The sequence below is a fragment of the Streptomyces sp. NPDC002742 genome (genome assembly GCF_042888885.1).
Lineage (GTDB): Bacteria > Actinomycetota > Actinomycetes > Streptomycetales > Streptomycetaceae > Streptomyces.
In genome coordinates this window covers 70,872-89,112 of sequence record NZ_JBIAQF010000031.1, presented here as the reverse complement: position 1 = coordinate 89,112, position 18,241 = coordinate 70,872, and the positions used below count along the sequence as shown (strand labels likewise).

Sequence of the window (18,241 nt, the reverse complement as noted above, 5' to 3'; positions counted from 1 at the left end):
CGCCCTCGGCCCAGCCCGTACCGTCCGCACCGGCCGCGAACGCCTTGCACCGGCCGTCCGCCGACAAGCCCCGCTGACGGCTGAACTCCACGAACACGGACGGGCCTGCCATCACCGTGACACCGCCGACGAGGGCCATCGAGCACTCACCGCTCCGCAGTGCCTGCGCGGCGAGGTGGAGGGCCACGAGCGACGACGAGCACGCCGTGTCGACCGTGACCGCCGGCCCCTCGAGCCCGAACGTGTACGAAACACGCCCCGAAGCGACGCTGCCCGCGCTGCCGTTGACGAGGTAGCCCTCCAGCCCTGCCGGCGAGGTGTGCACGCGACCGCCGTAGTCGTGGTACATCACGCCGGCGAAGACACCGGTCCTGCTGCCCCGTACCGTCGCCGGGTCGATCCCGGCCCGCTCGAACGCCTCCCACGACGTCTCCAGCAGCAACCGCTGCTGCGGGTCCATCGCCAGCGCCTCACGCGGCGAGATCCCGAAGAACTCGGCGTCGAAGTCCGCCGCGTCGTGCAGGAAGCCGCCCTCTCGGGTGTAGCTGGTGCCCCACTGGTCGGGGTTCGGGTCGTAGAGCCGCTCCACGTCCCAGCCGCGGTCCTCGGGGAAGCCCGACACGGCGTCGCCGCCGGAGGACACCAGCTGCCACAGGTCCTCGGGCGACTGCACGCCGCCGGGGTAGCGGCAGGCCATCCCCACGATCGCGATCGGCTCGTCCGCCGTTCCGGTGGGCGTGGAGAGGATCGCCGGCACGACTGCCACCGCCTCGCCGGCGCCTGCGGCTTCGACGGTGAGGAAGCGGGCGAGGGCAAGCGGGTTCGGGTGGTCGAAGACCAGGGTGGCGGGCAGGCGCATACCGACGGCCGAGTTGAGCCGGTTGCGCAGTTCGACGGCGGTCAGCGAGTCGAACCCGATGTCCTTGAACGAGTCGTCCGCGCCGACCGACTGCGCGGCGGCGTGCCCGAGCACGGCGGCGACCTCGGTACGCACCAGGTCCAGCACCACCTGCTCGCGCTCGGCTTCCGGCAGCCCGGCCAGCCGCTGACCCAGCGATCCCTTCGGCGCGGTCCTCGCCGTACGCCGCACCGGCGCGACCCGCACCAGTCCGCGCAGGACAGGCGGCACGGGCTGCCCCCGTCCGGCACGGAAGGCGGACGTGTCGAGCCGGATCGGGGCGACTGCCGCCCGATCGATGGCCAATGCCGCGTCGAACATCCGCAGGCCGTCCGTCGGCGGAATCGTGGCGAGGCCCATCCGCTTGATGCGGGTGAGATCGGTGTGGTCGAGGCTGCCGGTCATGGCGCTCTCGCTGTCCTGCGCCCACAGGCCCCATGCCAGCGACGTGGCCCGCAGGCCCACGGAACGGCGGTGCTCGGCGAGGGCGTCGAGGAAGGTGTTGGCAGCGGCGTAGTTCGCCTGGCCGGGCGTGCCGAGGGTGCCCGCCACCGAGGAGAAGAGCACGAACGCGGACAGGTCGCCGGACAGCTCGCCCGCCAGGTCGTGCAGGTTCAGCGCCGCGTCCACCTTCGGACGGAACACGGCGTCCAGCCGCTCGGGGGTCAGTGAGCCGATGATTCCGTCGTCCAGGACGCCGGCGGTGTGGACGATCGCGGACAGGCTCTGCCCGGGGCCGGTCAGGAGTGCACGCACGGCGTCGCGGTCGGCCACATCACACGCGGCCCAGGTGACGTCGGCGCCGTTCGCGGTCAGCTCGGCGGTGAGTTCGGCCGCGCCGGGTGCGTCGCCGCCGCGGCGGCTGACGAGCAGCAGACTGCGGACGCCGTGCTCGGCGACCAGGTGCCGGGCGAACAGTCCACCCAGCCCGCCCGACGCGCCGGTCAACAGAACGGTGCCGGAGCCGAGGCCGGGCAGCTCCGGCTCCGCGTTCGGCGCGGCGACGCGGACCAGTCTCGGCACCCGGACCTCGTCGTCCGGGTGCACCGCGGCCTGCGGCTCACCCGACGCGATCATGCCGGGCAGCACGCGGGCAAGACGGGTGCCCTCAACACCGCTGACGACGTCGGCACGGGCATCACCGGCGGTCTCCACCAGCACGATGCGGTCGGGGTTCTCGGTCTGCGCCGAGCGCACCAGTCCGCGGACCGCCGACTGGGCGAGGTCTCCCGTACGCGTCACCAGCACCAGGCGCGCCGGACGTTCCTCGGCAAGCCACCACTGCACCAGCTCCAGCACGGCGTGGGTGACCTCACGGATCCGGGTGGCCAGGTCCGCACCGGTCCCGGTCGGGCAGGGCACGACCACGGCATCGGCGACGGCTGCGGCATCGCTGTCCGCCGGCGAGTCAGTGGAACGGAGCGCGGCGAGATCCTCGTACGTCTCGATCCTCATGCCGTCCGGCGCGGACGGCAGGCCGAACGGCGTCCACTCCAGGCCGAAGACCGCGTCGTCGCTGCCGGAACCGGCGCGCAACTGGTCGGCGGGCGCCGGGCGCAGCGTCAGCGAGTCGACCTGCGCGACCGGTTCACCGGCGCCGTCGGCCAGTACCAGCGACACCGTGGAGGTGCCGGTGCCGACGCGCGAGACCTTCACCCGCAGCTCGGAGGCTCCGGCAGCCGCCAGGCGCACGCCGCTCCAGGCGAACGGCAGCAGTCCGTTCCCCGTCCCGGCCTCAGGCTCGACCGCGCCCAGCCAGACGGAGTGCAGGGAGGCGTCGAACAGGGCGGGGTGCAGTCCGTACTTCCCGGCGTCCGTCCGCTCCGTGCCGGGCAGCTCCACCTCGGCGAAGAAGTCGTCCCCGCTCCGCCACGCGGTACGCAGCCCCTGGAAGACGGGGCCGTAGTCGAGCGCCATGTCGGCGAGGCGGTCGTAGAACCCGTCGACGTCGACCGGCTCCGCACCCACGGGCGGCCACGCGGTGAGCGAGCCGTCCGCGGGCCCTCCTGCGGCGACGGTCAGCGAGCCGGAGGCGTGCCGGACCCATACCCGTTCGAAGTCGTCCTCGTGGGCGTACACGCCCCCGTCGTCGATCCGCGAGTGCACGGTCAGCGGCCTGCGGCCCGAGCCGTCGTCGGCGCCGACGCGCACCTGCAGGGCAACGCCGCCGCGCTCGGGCACGAGCAGCGGTGTCTCCAATGTCAGCTCTTCCAACAGGTCGCAGCCCACGGCGTCGGCAGCGGTGATCGCCAGCTCGACGAACGCGGTTCCCGGCAGGAGCGCGACCCCACTGACGGCGTGGTCCACCAGCCACGGGTGCGTGTGCGTCGAGAGCCGTCCGGTGAGCAGGTGTCCGTCGCCGTCGGCCAGCGGCACGGCGGCGCCGAGGAGCGGGTGACCGGCTTCGCCCTGCCCCACCGCGCGCAGGTCACCGGCCGAGGCGGGGGCGTCGAGCCAGTAGCGCTCGCGCTGGAAGGCGTAGGTCGGCAGGGGAACGCGGTGAGCGCCCGGGAAGAAGGCCTGCCAGTCCACTTCGGCACCGCTGACGTGCAGTTCGGCGAGCGCGGTCACGACGGCCTGCCGCTCGGGACGGTCGGCCCGGAGTACGGGAATGGTGACGATGTCGTCCGCACAGCCCTGCGCCATGCCGCTCAGCACACCGCCGGGACCGATCTCCACGAACGTGCTCACACCCAGATCGCCCAGAGTCTCGATGCCGTCGGCGAAGCGCACCGCCTCACGCACGTGCCGCACCCAGTACTCCGGGGTGTACGCCTCGGCCAGCCGACCGGTGAGGTTCGAAACGACGGGAATCCGCGGCTCGTCGAAGGCCAGACCGCTGACGACCTCGGCGAACTCCTCCAGCATCGGATCCATCAACGGCGAGTGGAACGCGTGACTGACCTTCAACCGAGATGTTTTGCGGCCCTGTCGGGCGAAGACCTCGGCGATCTCCAGCACGGCATCCTCGGCACCGGAGACCACAACGGACCGAGGCCCGTTGACCGCCGCGATACCGACGCCGTCCGTCAGGTGCGCCAGCACCTCGTCCTCGGCCGCCTGCACCGCCACCATCGCACCACCGGCGGGCAGCGCCTGCATCAACGCCGCCCGCGCCGACACCAGCCTCACGGCATCGTCCAACGACAACACCCCGGCCACATGCGCAGCCGCGATCTCACCCACCGAATGACCAGCCACATAATCCGGCCGCACACCCCACGACTCCAGCAACCGAAACAGCGCCACCTCCACCGCGAACAACGCCGGTTGGGTGCAACCCGTCTGGTTCAACTCCTCCGCGTCGACATCGAGCGTGACGTCGAGATGGGCGCACACCTCGTCGTACGCCGCCGCGAACACCGGATACGCCGCGTACAGCTCACGCCCCATCCCCAACCGCTGCGAACCCTGACCCGAGAACAAGAACCCGACCTTGCCCGCCGAGTGAGCGCGTCCGGCGACGACGTTCGCCACCGGTTCGCCTGCCGCGAGGGCCTCAAGACCCGCCCGCAACTCGACCGGGTCGGTGCCGATCACCGCAGCCCGGTGCTCCAGCGCCGACCGCGTCGTGGCCGACGAGAATCCGACGTCGACGGGCGACACATCGTCGGTCACGAAGGCCAGTAGACGCTCCGCCTGGGCCCGCAGCGCCACTTCATTCTTTGCTGAGAGCACCCACGGCAGGGGCACCGGGCGGTGTTCCCGGGCCGGGTCGGCCACGGCCGCGGCGGGCGCCTCCTCGATGATCGTGTGCGCGTTGGTGCCGCCGATGCCGAAGGACGACACCGCGGCCCTGCGGGGCCTGGCGGTCCCGGGCCATCGCACCGGCTCGGTCAGCAGCCGCACGGCGCCCGCCGACCAGTCGACGTGCGCGGTCGGCTCGTCCACATGAAGCGTCTGCGGCAGCATGCCGTGCCGCATCGCCAACACCATCTTGATCACACCGGCGACACCCGCGGCGGCCTGCGTGTGACCGATGTTGGACTTGACCGAGCCCAGCCACAACGGCCGGTCGTCGGAGTGTTCCTGCCCGTACGTGGCGAGGAGCGCCTGCGCCTCGATCGGATCACCCAGCCTCGTGCCCGTGCCGTGCGCCTCGACGGCGTCCACGTCGGCCGGCGTGAGCCCGGCGGACGCCAGCGCCTGCCGGATCACCCGCTGCTGCGAGGGACCGTTCGGCGCGGTCAGACCGTTGGACGCACCGTCCTGGTTCACCGCACTCCCCCGCACGACGGCCAGTACCTCGTGGCCGTTCCGACGGGCGTCGGACAACCGCTCCACCAACAGCAGACCGACGCCCTCGCCCCAACCCGTACCGTCGGCACCGGCCGCGAACGACTTGCACCGCCCGTCGGGCGACAGACCGCGCTGCCGGCTGAACTCCACGAACAGGTCCGGCGTGGTCATGACGGTGACGCCCCCGACCAGGGCCATCGTGCACTCGCCGCTCCGCAGGGCCTGAGCGGCGAGATGGAGGGCCACGAGCGACGACGAGCACGCCGTGTCGACCGTGACCGCCGAACCCTCCAGGCCGAACGTGTAGGAGATGCGTCCGGAGACGACCGAGGCCGCCTTGCCGGTGAGCGCGTACCCCTCGATCTCCTCGGGCGCATTGCGCAGTCCGTTGGCGTAGTCCTGGCCGTTGGTGCCGATGAAGACACCGGTGCGGCTGGCGCGGACGGAGGCGGGGGCGATACCGGCGCGCTCGAAGGCCTCCCACGCGGTCTCCAGCAGCAGCCGCTGCTGCGGGTCCATCGCCAGCGCCTCGCGCGGCGAGATCCCGAAGAGACCGGCGTCGAAGCGGTCGGCGCCCTGGATGAAGCCGCCCTCGCGCGCGTACGTCTTGCCGGGTCGGTCGGGGTCGGGGTCGTAGAGCGCGTCGATGTCCCAGCCGCGGTCGGCGGGGAAGCCGGACATCGCGTCCTGGCCGGAGCTCAGCAGCTCCCACAGGTCCTCCGGCGACTGGACGCCACCGGGGAAGCGGCAGCTCATGCTGACGATCGCGAGGGGCTCGTCGGCCGCGGCGGCGGCCGTCGCCTGCGCGGCATCCGCCGCCGGCCCGTGCCGGCCGAGGAGTTCCACGCCCAGGTGACGGGCGAGGGCGGTGGGGGTCGGGTGGTCGAAGACCAAGGTGGTGGGCAGCTTGAGGCCGGTGGCCGTGTTGAGCCTGTGGCGCAGTTCGACGGCGGTGAGCGAGTCGAAGCCGGTCTCGCGGAACGTCCGGTCGGCTTCGAAGGCGCCCTTGCCAGTGTGGCCGAGCACCGTGGCGGCCTGCTCGCGGACCAGGTCCAGCAGGATGCGGCTCTGCTCCCCCGGCGTGGCGCCGAGGAGGCTCTGGACCAGCGCGGACGCGGGCACTTCGGCCTTCTGCGCGGCCTGGGCGCGTACTTCGAGGGCCTTGCGGGCCTCGGGTACACCCTGCAGCAGCGGGCAGGGGCGCGTGCCGGCGAAGGCCGGGACGAAGCGGTCCCAGTCCACGTCCGCGACGGTCACGGAGGTTTCGCCGTGGGTCAGCGCACCGTGCAGCACGGCGATCGCGGGAAGGGCCGCGATCGCCCGTACGCCGCGCCGCCGCAGATGGTCACCGGCGGCGCCGTCGGCCATGCCTCCGTCCGCCCAGGATCCCCAGGCAACGGCCAGCGCGGGCAGGCCCTGCGCCCGGCGCTGCTCGGCGAGGGCGTCGAGGAAGGCGTTCGCGGCACCGTAGGCGCCCTGGCCGCCGTTGCCCCAGACACCGGTCATCGAGGAGAAGAGCACGAAGGCGTCGAGGTCCTGGCGGTCCCGGGTGAGCTCGTGCAGGTTGAGCGCTGCGTCCACCTTGGGGCGCAGCACGTGGTCGAGGCGCTCGGGCGTGAGCGATTCGACCAGACCGTCGTCGAGTACGCCTGCGGTGTGCACCACGGCGTTCACGGTGTGCCGGCCGAACAACTCGGCGAGCGCGTCGCGGTCGGCCGCATCGCACGCGACGACGGTGACCTGGGCGCCCAACTCCTCCAGTTCCGCCTTGAGTTCGGTGGCGCCCGGGGTGTCGGGGCCCCGGCGGCCGGTGAGCACCAGGTGTTCGGCACCGGCACCGGCGAGCCAGCGGGCCACGTGCCCGCCCAGCGCACCCGTACCACCGGTCACGAGCACGGTGCCGCGCGGCGACCAGGGTGCGTCCGCGGGTTCCGTGCTTTGCGGCGCGCGCACGAGGCGGCGGCCGGACACTCCGGAGGCGCGTACGGCGAGCTGGTCCTCGTCGGCCTGGGCCAGCACGCCGACCAGTCGCTCCAGCGCGCGGGAGTCGAGCTCGGCAGGCAGGTCGACGAGCCCGCCCCAGCGCTGCGGCTGTTCCAGGGCGACGATCCTGCCCAGGCCCCAGAGCTGGGCGGAGACGGGGTCGGTCAGCAGGTCCGTCGTGCCGGTCGACACCGCGCCGCTGGTCAGACACCACAGCGGGGCCTCGATCCCGGCGTCGCCGAGGGCCTGGAGCAACAACACGAGCCGCTGGAGGGCATCAGCCCCCGCTTCTCCCTGTGCTGCGGCGAACAGGATGCCGTCGGCCTGCTCGTGCCCGGCGTCGGCGAACGCCCGGGCGAGCACGTCGCGGTCGGTGTCCTCGCCCACGGCGAACGGTACGAGCGCGACGCCGAGTTCCGTGAGCCCGGCGCGGATCGCCTCGGTCCACGCGGTCTCCTCGGAGACCGCGTAGAGCCAGGTCCCCGACGGAGCGGCCCCGACCATGTCACCGAGCGGCTGCCAGGTGATCCGGTAGCGCCAGCCGTCGGCGGTGGACTGCTCGCGCCGCTGCCGGCGCCAGGCGGCCAGCTTGGGTGCGACCACGCCCAGTTCGGCGGGCTCCAGTCCCAGGAGCGCACCGAGAGATGCCCGGTCCTCGCTCTCGACGGAGTCCCAGAACTCGGCGTCCATCGCCTCCGGGGCGCCGGCGGTCGCCTGAGGCGCGTCGAGCCAGTAGCGCTCACGCTGGAAGGCGTAGGTGGGCAGGTCGACGCGCCGGGCGCCCGGGAAGAAGGCGTGCCAGTCCACTTCGGCACCGCTGACGTGCAGTTCGGCGAGCGCGGTCACGACGGCCTGCCGCTCGGGACGGTCGGCCCGGAGCACGGGAACGGTGACGATGTCGTCCGCACAGCCCTGCGCCATGCCGCTCAGCACACCGCCCGGACCGATCTCCACGAACGTGCTCACACCCAGACCGCCCAGAGTCTCGATGCCGTCGGCGAAGCGGACCGCCTCACGCACGTGCCGCACCCAGTACTCGGCCGTGTACGCCTCGGCCAGCCGACCGGTGAGGTTCGAAACGACGGGAATCCGCGGCTCGTCGAAAGCCAGACCACTGACGACCTCGGCGAACTCCTCCAGCATCGGATCCATCAACGGCGAGTGGAACGCGTGACTGACCTTCAACCGAGATGTTTTGCGGCCCTGTCGAGTGAAGGCTTCGGCGATCTCCAGCACGGCATCCTCGGCACCGGAGACCACGACGGACCGAGGCCCGTTGACCGCCGCGATCCCGACCTCGTCGGTCAGATGCGGCAGCACCTCGTCCTCGGCCGCCTGCACCGCCACCATCGCCCCGCCAGCGGGCAGCGCCTGCATCAACGCCGCCCGCGCCGACACCAACCTCGCCGCATCCCCGAGCGACAACACACCCGCCACATGCGCAGCCGCGATCTCACCCACCGAATGACCAGCCACATAATCCGGCCGCACACCCCACGACTCCAGCAACCGAAACAGCGCCACCTCCACCGCGAACAACGCCGGCTGGGTGCAACCGGTCTGGTTCAACTCCTCCGAACCAACATCGACCGTGACCTCAAGATGTGCGCACACCTCGTCGTACGCCGCCGCGAACACCGGATACGCCGCGTACAGCTCACGCCCCATCCCCAACCGCTGCGAACCCTGACCCGAGAACAAGAACCCGACCTTGCCCCCGACGGCACCACCCACCACAGCAGCACCGCAAGCAAGCGCCTCCAACCCCTGCCGGAACTCCCCGAACTCCTCCCCCACGACCACCGCACGGCGCTCCAGCACCGACCGCGACGTCGCCAGCGAGAACGCCACATCCTCCGGCCGAACCCCAGCGCCCCCGACGCCATCGGCGTCATCGACGCCATCGACGCCATCGGCGTCCAGAAAGGACAGCAACCGGCCCGCCTGCTCCCGCAGCGCCCCATCGCTCTTCGCCGACAGCACCCACGGCACCGGCCCCGTAACGGCCGTCTCGCGGGCGGGCTCGTCGCTCGTCGCGGCCTGTTCGACGATGACGTGGGCGTTGGTGCCGCTGATGCCGAAGGACGACACGGCGGCGCGGCGCGGCGCGTGGGTCGCAGGCCACTCCACGGCCTCGGTGAGCAGCCGGACATCACCGGCCGACCAGTCCACGTGCGGCGTCGGCTCGTCCACGTGCAGGGTCTGCGGCAGCACACCGTGCCGCATCGCCATGACCATCTTGATCACACCGGCCACGCCCGCCGCGGCCTGGGCGTGGCCGATGTTCGACTTCAGCGAGCCCAGCCACAACGGCCGGTCGCCGTCCCGTCCCTGGCCGTAAGCGGCGATGAGGGCTTCTGCCTCGATCGGGTCGCCGAGCCGCGTGCCCGTACCGTGCGCCTCCACGGCGTCGACGTCCGCGGGCGCGAGTCCGGCGGCCGCCAGGGCCTGGCGGATGACGCGCTGCTGGGAGGGGCCGTTGGGCGCCGTGAGTCCGTTCGACGCGCCGTCCTGGTTCACCGCGCTGCCCCGCACGACGGCCAGCACCCGGTGACCGTTGCGCCGGGCGTCGCTGAGCCGCTCCACCAGCAGCATGCCCGCGCCCTCGGCCCAGCCCGTACCGTCCGCACCGGCCGCGAACGCCTTGCACCGGCCGTCCGCCGACAAGCCCCGCTGACGGCTGAACTCCACGAACATGCCGGGCGTGGACATCACGGTGACGCCGCCGGCCAGGGCCATCGTGCACTCGCCGCTCCGCAGCGACTGGACGGCCAGGTGCAGCGCCACCAGCGAGGACGAGCAGGCCGTGTCCACGGTGACCGCCGGGCCTTCGAGACCGAACGAGTAGGCCACGCGGCCCGAGGCGACGCTGGTCGTCGTGCCGGTCAGCAGGTAGCCCTCGATGCCGTCGGCCGGCTCGTGCAGCCGGGGGCCGTAGTCCTGTGCCGTCGCGCCGATGAACACGCCCGCCCGGCTCCCGCGTAGCGTGGCCGGGTCGATGCCGGCCCGCTCGAAGGCCTCCCACGCGGTCTCCAGGACCAGCCGCTGCTGCGGGTCGATCGCGGCGGCCTCGCGGGGGCTGATGCCGAAGAAGCCGGCGTCGAACTCGGCCGCCTCGTGCAGGAAGCCGCCGTGCCGCGTCGAGGACTTGCCGAGCGTCCCGGGCTCCGGGTCGTAGAGCGCTTCGACGTCCCAGCCGCGGTCCGCCGGGAATCCGGAGATGGCGTCGCCACCTGAGACGACCAGCCGCCACAGGTCCTCGGGGGAACTCACCCCGCCGGGCAGACGGCAGCTCATGGCCACGATGGCGATGGGCTCGTCGGGGTCGGCCGGCGTCGCGGACGCGGAGGCCGCCGTGTCCTCGCCGCCCAGGGACCGGGCGGCGAGGTGGCGGGCGAGCGCGGCAGGGGTCGGGTGGTCGAACAGCAGCCCGCTGGGCAGGCGCAGGCCGGTGGCCTCGCCCAGTTGGTTGCGCAGTTCCACCGAGCTGAGCGAGTCGAAGCCGAGGTCCTTGAACGTCCACTCGGTCTTGACCTGGCGGGCTTCGGCGTGGCCCAGGACGGCGGCGATGTGTGCGCGGACCAGGTCGAGCACGGCCTCGTCACGTTCGGACCGGGGCAGTCCGGTCAGCCGTCGGCCCAGGGCTCCGAGGGGCGTGCTGTCGGTCTCGGCGATGGCGATGGCGTCCGGCTCCGGAGCCACGGGAGCCCAGCCGGTGGTGGCGACGGACGACGTGGTGTCGCCGTCCAGCCAGTACCGCTGCCGTTCGAACGCGTAGGTGGGCAGTGCGACCTTGCGGCGTGCGTCTCGCCCGCCGCCGAACAGGGCGTCCCAGTCCGGCTCCACGCCGTGGACGTGCAGCGAGGCGACTGCCGCAAGCAGGGCCTGCGCCTCGGGGCGACGGGCGCGCAGGGCGGGGACGAACAGGGACTCGCTGTCAGCGCCGGCGCGGGCCATGGAGGTGAGCACGCCGCCCGGGCCGAGCTCAAGGTAGGTGCGGACGCCCTGCTCGTCGAGGCGGGCGATGCCGTCGGCGAAGCGGACCGCGTCGCGCACATGGCGGACCCAGTACGCGGCCGTGCACCCTTCGTACTCCGAGGGCTCTTCTGACAGTCGGCCCGTCACGTTGGACACGATCGGGATGCGCGGGGCGTGGAAGGTGAGGCCCTCGGCCACGTCGCGGAACTCCGCCAGCATGGGTTCCATGTGCGGGGAGTGGAAGGCGTGGCTGACCCTCAGCCGACTGGTCCTGCGGCCCAGGGCGGCGAAGGCGTCGGCGATCCCGGCGGCGAGGTCCTCGTCGCCGGAGACGACGACGGAGTCCGGTCCGTTCAGGGCGGCGATGCTCACGCGGTCCGTGCGGTCGCCGATGCGGGCGCGGACCTCGTCCTCCGTGGCCTGGACGGCGATCATGACGCCGCCGGCGGGCAGCGCCTGCATCAGACGCCCGCGCGCGGCCACGAGGGCGCAGGCGTCGGCGAGCGAGAGGACGCCGGCGACATGCGCGGCGGCGAGTTCGCCTATGGAGTGGCCCACGAGCACGCCGGGGGTGATGCCCCAGCTCTCCAGAAGCCGGAACAGGGCGACCTCGAGGGCGAACAGCGAGGTCTGCGTGTAGAGGGTCCGGTCGAGTTCGGCCGCTTCCTCGGTGCCTTCGGGGGCGAACATGACCTCGCGCAGCGGCCGCGGCAGCAAGGGGTCGAGGTGGGCGCACACCTCGTCCAGCTCGGTGGCGAACGCGGGGACGGCCTCGGCCAGTTCGCGTCCCATGCCGGCTCGCTGGCTGCCCTGGCCGGAGAAGAGGAAGGCGAGCTCGCCGCGCGCGCCCGTGCGGTCCGTGCGGCCCGTGGTCAGTGCGGCGTCGATGCCGCCGGTGGACAGCTCTCGCAGGGCGCGCAGGAAGTCGTCGCGATCCTCGCCCACGACGACCGCCCGGTGTTCGAAGGCGGTGCGGCCGGTGGCCAGCGACCAGCCGGCGTCGGGCAGGACGAGACCGGGGTGCGCCTCGGCGTGTGCGAGCAGGGCGGCGGCCTGGGCGCGCAGCCCGGACGCGGTCCTGGCGGACAGCGGCCAGGGGGTCGGCGCCGCGCTCGTACCCGCCTCCGCCACCTCTGCCGCCGCAGTCGCCGCGGTCGCCCGGTGTTCCGCCAGCACGATGTGGCAGTTGGTGCCGCCCATGCCGAACGAGCTGACGCCGGCGTGCAGCGGGCGGTCCTCCTGGCTCTCCCACGACGTGTGCTCGGTCTGCACCCGCAAGTTCAACCGGTTCAGGGGGATCGCCGGGTTCGGCGTCTCGAAGTTGAGACTGGCGGGCAGTTCGCGGTGGCTGAGCGACAGGGCGGCCTTCAGCAGGCCGGTGATGCCGGCGGCACCCTCCAGGTGGCCGACGTTGGTCTTGGCCGAGCCGACCCGCAGTGGGCGGCCGCGCTCGCGTCCCGCACCGAGCACTGCGCCGAGCGCGGCTGCCTCGACGGGGTCGCCGACCTTGGTGCCGGTGCCGTGCAACTCCACGTAGCCGACGTGGGCGGGGTCGATCCCGGCCCGCTCGTAGGCGAGACGCAGCACCTGTTCCTGCCCCGCCTGCAGCGGCACGGTCAGCCCGTCGCCGCCACCGTCGTTGTTGACCGCGCTGCCGCGGATCACGCAGTAGACGGGGTCGCCGTCCGCGACGGCCCGGGCGAGAGGTTTGAGCACGACGATGCCGCCGCCCTCGCCGCGGACGTAGCCGTTCGCGCGGGCGTCGAAGGTGAAGCAGCGGCCGTCGGGGGACAGGCCGCCGAACTTGGCGGCGCCCATGGCGCTCTCGGGAACGATGTTGAGGTTCACGCCGCCCGCGAGGGCGATCGTCGATTCGCCCTCGCGGAGGCTCTCGCAGGCGAGGTGGACCGAGACCAGAGAGGAGGACTGGCCGGAGTCCACGGTCAGGCTGGGGCCGTTGAGCCCGAGGAAGTACGAGACCCGGTTGGCGATGATGCTGCGGTGCAGGCCGGTCACGGTGTGCGGGGAGATGGCGGTGAGCCCGGAGCGGTGGTGCAAGGTCGCGTAGTCGTCCCAGATGGCGCCGACGAATACCCCGGTCCGGGTGGAGCGCAGCGTCCCGGCACGCACGTGCGCGTCCTCCAGCGCTTCCCAGACCAGCTCCAGCACAAGCCGCTGCTGCGGGTCCATGGCGGCGGCCTCCTTGGGGGAGACTCCGAAGAACCCGGCGTCGAAGTGGCCGATGCGGTCGAGGAATCCTCCCCGTCGGATGTCGGTCCTGCCGGGTGCGGACGGGTCGGCGTCACCCACCGCGGCCCCGTCCCACCGGTCCGGGGGGACGTCGGTGATCGCGTCCGCGCCCTCGCTGAGCAGCCGCCAGAAGGCGGCTGGGTCGGCGGCCCCCGGCAGTCGGCACGCCAAGCCGATCACAGCTATACCATCGGCCGAATCCGCCGAAGCCGAACCGGACCGATTCACCATTCCGCTGAGCTCGGACTCGACCATATTGCACTCCACCCACCCGCACAGAGAATGAAAAGGCACCGCATCGTGCCGGCCACGGCACAGGCGCTCGGTTCGACCGGGCGGCAACAAGTTGCGGTGTGACCCTAGTTTCGGTCCCGCAGCCGCGCTCCGCCGCTGCATCGGATCAGCTTTAGGGGAATCCCCAATGGTCGACGTGCACGAGCATTGACAGCCGGGAATCTCTAAGGAGAACCCTAGGGACAGTCGTGGGAGAATTTCGGCTTGTACAGCCTCCCCCGATTCCCCTCCGCCGATGAGGCCCCAGGTCTTTCATGGCGCATTCGCAAGCAGCCGGGAATCACTCAGCACAGCCTTTTCTGCAGCGCGCCCCACAGGTTGCCCTTTCGACCCGCCCGCCCCCTTCACGCAAGCGTGCGAGGAATGCCCGATGCCCCCGCTGCGGTACCCCCGATGGGCACGTCGGCCACCTGGTCACCGGCCTGCAGACCGCGCGGTCCGTGCTGACCGACTCCCGGTTCAGCTCCTTGCCTGCCGGAAAGCGTTCTCCGGTGAAGGTGCCCGGCTCCGAGCTGATCGGCCGCATTCCGCAAGCTCTCCAGGAGATCCAAGAAGCCAAGGCCGACCGGCTGCGCGGTGACGCGCTCGAGGGCGGCCTGATCATGCTGCTCCTGTGCGCGTCTCTCCAGCGAACTCGGACCGGCCATCACCGTCGGCGCCGGCGCCCGGTGGTCCTGCGGCGGTCGTCGCACCCTGGCGGGCGACGCCCCCGGCAAGGTGAGCACGGCCCCACCGGTCGCGGCATTCCCTCAGGGGCAGCGTTCACCGCGCGATCCGCTGGTGTGGGCGAAGCGACCCCCGGTGTTATTCAATGAGGTGTGCGGTCAGGGATCTCGGTGCCCCGACGCACGGGTCCGAGTGCAGCCCCGACGCACGGGTCCGAGTACAGCCCCGGCGCTGCGCCGGGGATTGCGAGAGAGCCGCATGGACTCCACACCCTCCCCCTCGTCCTCTTCGCCGTTCGACATGGTCAGCAGTGCCCTCGGGCGCTACATCCCGCGCGGCGGAGCGGCAGCGGCGGCCGGTCCTGCGAACGCGCAGGGCGACCGCGCCACCCGCCAACGCGTACCCGACAACCCGGCAGCCGACCGTCAGGATCAGATTCTCGGCGTGGTCAACCTGGACAGGGATCTGAGAATCACCCGCTGCAATCTGGACGCCCCCGTATTCGCGGGTCTGGACGCCGTGGCCGGGAGTCGTTTCGCCGATCTCCTGCCCGCCGGGGACGTACCGACGGTCACACGGCGGTTGCGGCAGGTCCTGGAGATCGGTGAGGCACACGTCGCCCGGATCCAGCGCCTGCGGCGCGCCGACGGGTCGGAGCTGGTGGTCTCGCTGAGCATCCTGCCCGCCGCGGCGCCTCAGGAGGGCTTGACCGTCTCCGTGATCGCCATGGCCAGGAGGCTGCACCTGTACGCCGCCGAGACCGCGATCGGCACCTCGCTGGACATCGGCGAGACCGCGCAGTCGCTGGCGGAGTCCCTGCTGGCTTGGGGAGACGTGGCCGCCGTCGACCTCGACTTCGCCGTGTGGACGGGCGAGGGAGTCACCGAGCACGCGCAGGGGCGCATCCGGCTACGGCGGGCAGCCCTGGTGCCGGACCGGGCGTGGCCCGAGGGTTATGTGACTCCGGGCGGCGATCTTCCGAGCGACGCGAGTCGCCTGCTGGCACAGGCGGTACGGCGGGACGATGCCCCGCAGCCCATCGTCATACCCGACCGGGAGGCGGTCGAGCGGCTGCTCGGCAGTCAGCGAGTGATCCGTGCCCTGGTGCCCGGTGACCGGTCGGCGACTGTGGCGTGCGTACCGCTGGTCCTGGACAGCGCGCCACCCGTCGTGCTGGGCGTGGCGGAGGTCTGGCGGCGGGCGGACCGCCCCTTCCGGGACAGCGAGTTGTTCGACCTGCAGGAACTGGTGGCCAGGACCGCCCATCACGTCGACCTGGCCCGTCAGCACCAGCGCGAACACACGCAGGTGCTGGCGTTGCAGCGCCGGCTGCTGCCCCGGACCGGCGGCCACACCATTGAGATCGCCAGCGTCTACCAGCCCGCCACCCCCGACAGCGCGGGCGTCGGCGGCGACTGGGTGAACAGCTTTCCGCTGCCGGACGGCCGTACCGCGCTGGTGGTCGGTGACGTCGTCGGGCACGGCCTGGGAGCCGCGGCAACCATGGGCCAGCTGAGCATGGAGGCCCGCGCGCTGCTGTCCGCGGGGCTGGCACCCGACGAGGTCCTGGAGCACCTGGACGAGACCGTGACGCTGCTGGACGACGCGGAGTCCGGGCTGGCGGCCGGCTACAGCGCCCTCGGCTCCACCTGCTGCATCGCCCTCTACGACCCGGTCAGCCACCACGTGGCGCTCTCCAGCGCGGGCCACCTCCCTCCGGTCCTGGTGCTTCCGAACGGGCACGCAGGCCCGCTCGCGGTCCGCCCTCACCCCGGCCTGGGCGCCGAGTTCGCGCTGCGGGAGCCGTTCGACGTGCACACGTTCGGCGCGCCCCCGGGCTCCCTGCTCGCCCTCTACACCGACGGCCTGGTGGAGGATCCGGCCCTGCCTATCGACGAGGGCATCAGCAGGCTGGCGGATGCCGTGTCCTCGGTGCACCCCTGGGATGCCCTGCAGCAGGCCGCACGGCACGTCGTCTCCGCGCTGGCGCCCGTGCGCCGGCGCGACGACGTGACCCTGCTGCTCGCACGCATGATCGGCTACCGCAAGGGGGACACCGCGACCTGGCGGCTACCCGCTCGCGACGACGCGCCCGCCCGTGCCCGCGCGCACGTCTCCGCACTGCTGCGGCAATGGCACACCAGGAGCGACACCCAGGACGACGTGCGGCTGCTGGTCAGCGAGCTGGTCACGAACGCGGTGCGCTTTGCCGCCGGTCCCATCACGATACGACTGATCAGGGCCGGTGGTCACGGCCTGCTGTGCGAGGTGGGCGACACCGGCAACGGCAGGCCGCGTCTGAGCCGGGGCGGCCTCCTCGACGACGGCGGGCGTGGCCTGCGCATCGTGCACCGGCTCACCATCCGGTGGGGGGTGCGGTGGACGGACACCGGCAAGGTGGTCTGGGCGGAAGTCGCAAGATGACGCGGCTGCGGGGCGGGGCGCGGCCGGGCGTACGCGAGCGCGGCGAGGGCAGGGGCGGCGTGCGCGTCAGCCGGCGCCACCGACGGTACGGACGGCGCCCTCAGCGGTACCGGTGGCGTGACCGGTGATGCGGGCGGCCCGTTCGCTGCTACGAGTGGCGCGGGCTCTCACTACAGCCACTCCCCTTCCAGGGCGGTGGCGGTGAGGCCCGGTGCCGCCGCGTACAGGACGGCGCGACTGCCCGGCTTCTGTCCGGCGTCGTGCGCCCGCCTCAGGATGTCGAACACGGCGGCGCCTCCGCGGTTGCCGCTGGTGTAGCTGTCCCGGCTGTAGTCCAGCAGCCCGGACGGCCATGCGTCGGGCATCGTCTGCTCCATGTACTCCAGCACCCGGGTCCCGCCGGGGTGCGCGAGCAGCACGTCGGGGTGCCAGGAGTCGGGGTCGTCCTGGTAACGGACGCGCAGCCACTCCCACATCGCGGCGACCGTCTCCTGTACGGCGCGCGGCCCGCGCCGGTCCATCACGAAGTGGGTGCCGTCCGCCCGTGTTTCCAGGCAGTGCAGGTCTTGGGTGTCGGGCACGGTGTGGTGCCAGGCCGCGTCCAGCCGCAGGACCGACTCGCGCCTCGGGCGGCCCGTGACCACCGCGGCGACCGCGGTGTCCGCGAACAGCAACCGGACGATCAGGGACTCGAGGGTGTCGTCCGCGGGCTGGTAGGTCGTGCTCAGCGCCTCCGCGATCACGACCAGGACCACCCGGTCGGGGTCCGCGGCCACGAGATCAGCCGCCAGGGCCAGGGAGCGGGTCCCCGCGACACAGGCCCACTGCGTGGCCGGCAGCAGCATCACGTCGTTGCGGAGCGCAAGCTTGTTGGCCAGGGCGATGTCCAGACCGGGCAGCGCCGGGGTGGTGGAGTGACTGGTGATCAGGCAGTCGATGTCTGCGGCGTCCAGCCCGGCGATCTGCAGGGCCCCGCGCGCCGCACGCTCCCCGTAGGACTGCACGGCCTCCCAGGCCGGCGCGGTGCGCTCCTGGACGGTCTGCGGCGCGGGTATCGCCTCGAGGGCGGCGACCACGCGGTCCACGTCCTGCTGGGTGAACCCGTCGCGTGCCAGCGCCTCTTGGGCGTTCCCGATGCCGACAGCCTGCAGGCCGCTGCCGTCGCCGGGCGCGACGGCGGTCTCCAGCGGCAGCATCCACCCGCGGGTCTCGATGCCCGTACTGGCCGCGATGCCGTCGATCCGCGGCGCCCACGGCGCATGCGGGTGCCGGTCGCGCACCTCCGCCACGATCTGGCTGGTCTCCACGGCGTGCTCGCCGTGTATCACGGCAGGAGGGCAGAGGTAAGCGGCCATGATGGGCACCTTTCCAGGGGAACAAGGAGGAACGTCACGAGGGCTGCGTCATGGGCCGCTTCGGAACTTCGCGCCCATGCCGACGGGCTCCACTTCGGGAGTCGCTGTCCAGGTCGAGCATGGACATGAAAGGGACATTTCCGCTGTGACTAAG

Annotated in this window: 4 protein-coding genes; 2 read left to right on the top strand and 2 right to left on the bottom strand. The window is 72.4% G+C overall.

Annotation, left to right across the window (positions count from 1 at the left end):
- A partial coding sequence (locus ACFYW8_RS37775) for a type I polyketide synthase (RefSeq protein ID WP_389089558.1) occupies positions 1 to 13,603 on the bottom strand: 13,603 nt, incomplete at its 3' end.
- 479 nt (positions 13,604 to 14,082) lie between these two features.
- Between ACFYW8_RS37775 and ACFYW8_RS37770 the strand changes: the two genes are divergently transcribed.
- On the top strand, positions 14,083 to 14,457 hold the full coding sequence (locus ACFYW8_RS37770; RefSeq protein ID WP_389089555.1) for a hypothetical protein: 375 nt from the start codon (positions 14,083 to 14,085) through the stop codon (positions 14,455 to 14,457).
- 109 nt (positions 14,458 to 14,566) lie between these two features.
- A complete protein-coding gene (locus tag ACFYW8_RS37765) occupies positions 14,567 to 16,732 on the top strand; it encodes a SpoIIE family protein phosphatase (RefSeq protein WP_389089552.1) in 2,166 nt (721 codons plus the stop codon).
- A gap of 170 nt (positions 16,733 to 16,902) precedes the next feature.
- On the opposite strand, the gene ACFYW8_RS37760 is transcribed toward ACFYW8_RS37765, so the two are convergent.
- Entirely contained in the window at positions 16,903 to 18,087 is a 1,185-nt protein-coding gene (locus ACFYW8_RS37760; RefSeq protein ID WP_389089549.1) for a type III polyketide synthase, read from the bottom strand.
- Positions 18,088 to 18,241 lie beyond the last annotated feature (154 nt).

Excerpts from the sequence above, each read along its gene's own strand:
- ACFYW8_RS37765 (WP_389089552.1), top strand. The coding sequence starts at position 14,567 with ATGGACTCCACACCCTCCCCCTCGTCCTCTTCGCCGTTCGACATGGTC.
- ACFYW8_RS37760 (WP_389089549.1), bottom strand. The coding sequence starts at position 18,087 with ATGGCCGCTTACCTCTGCCCTCCTGCCGTGATACACGGCGAGCACGCC.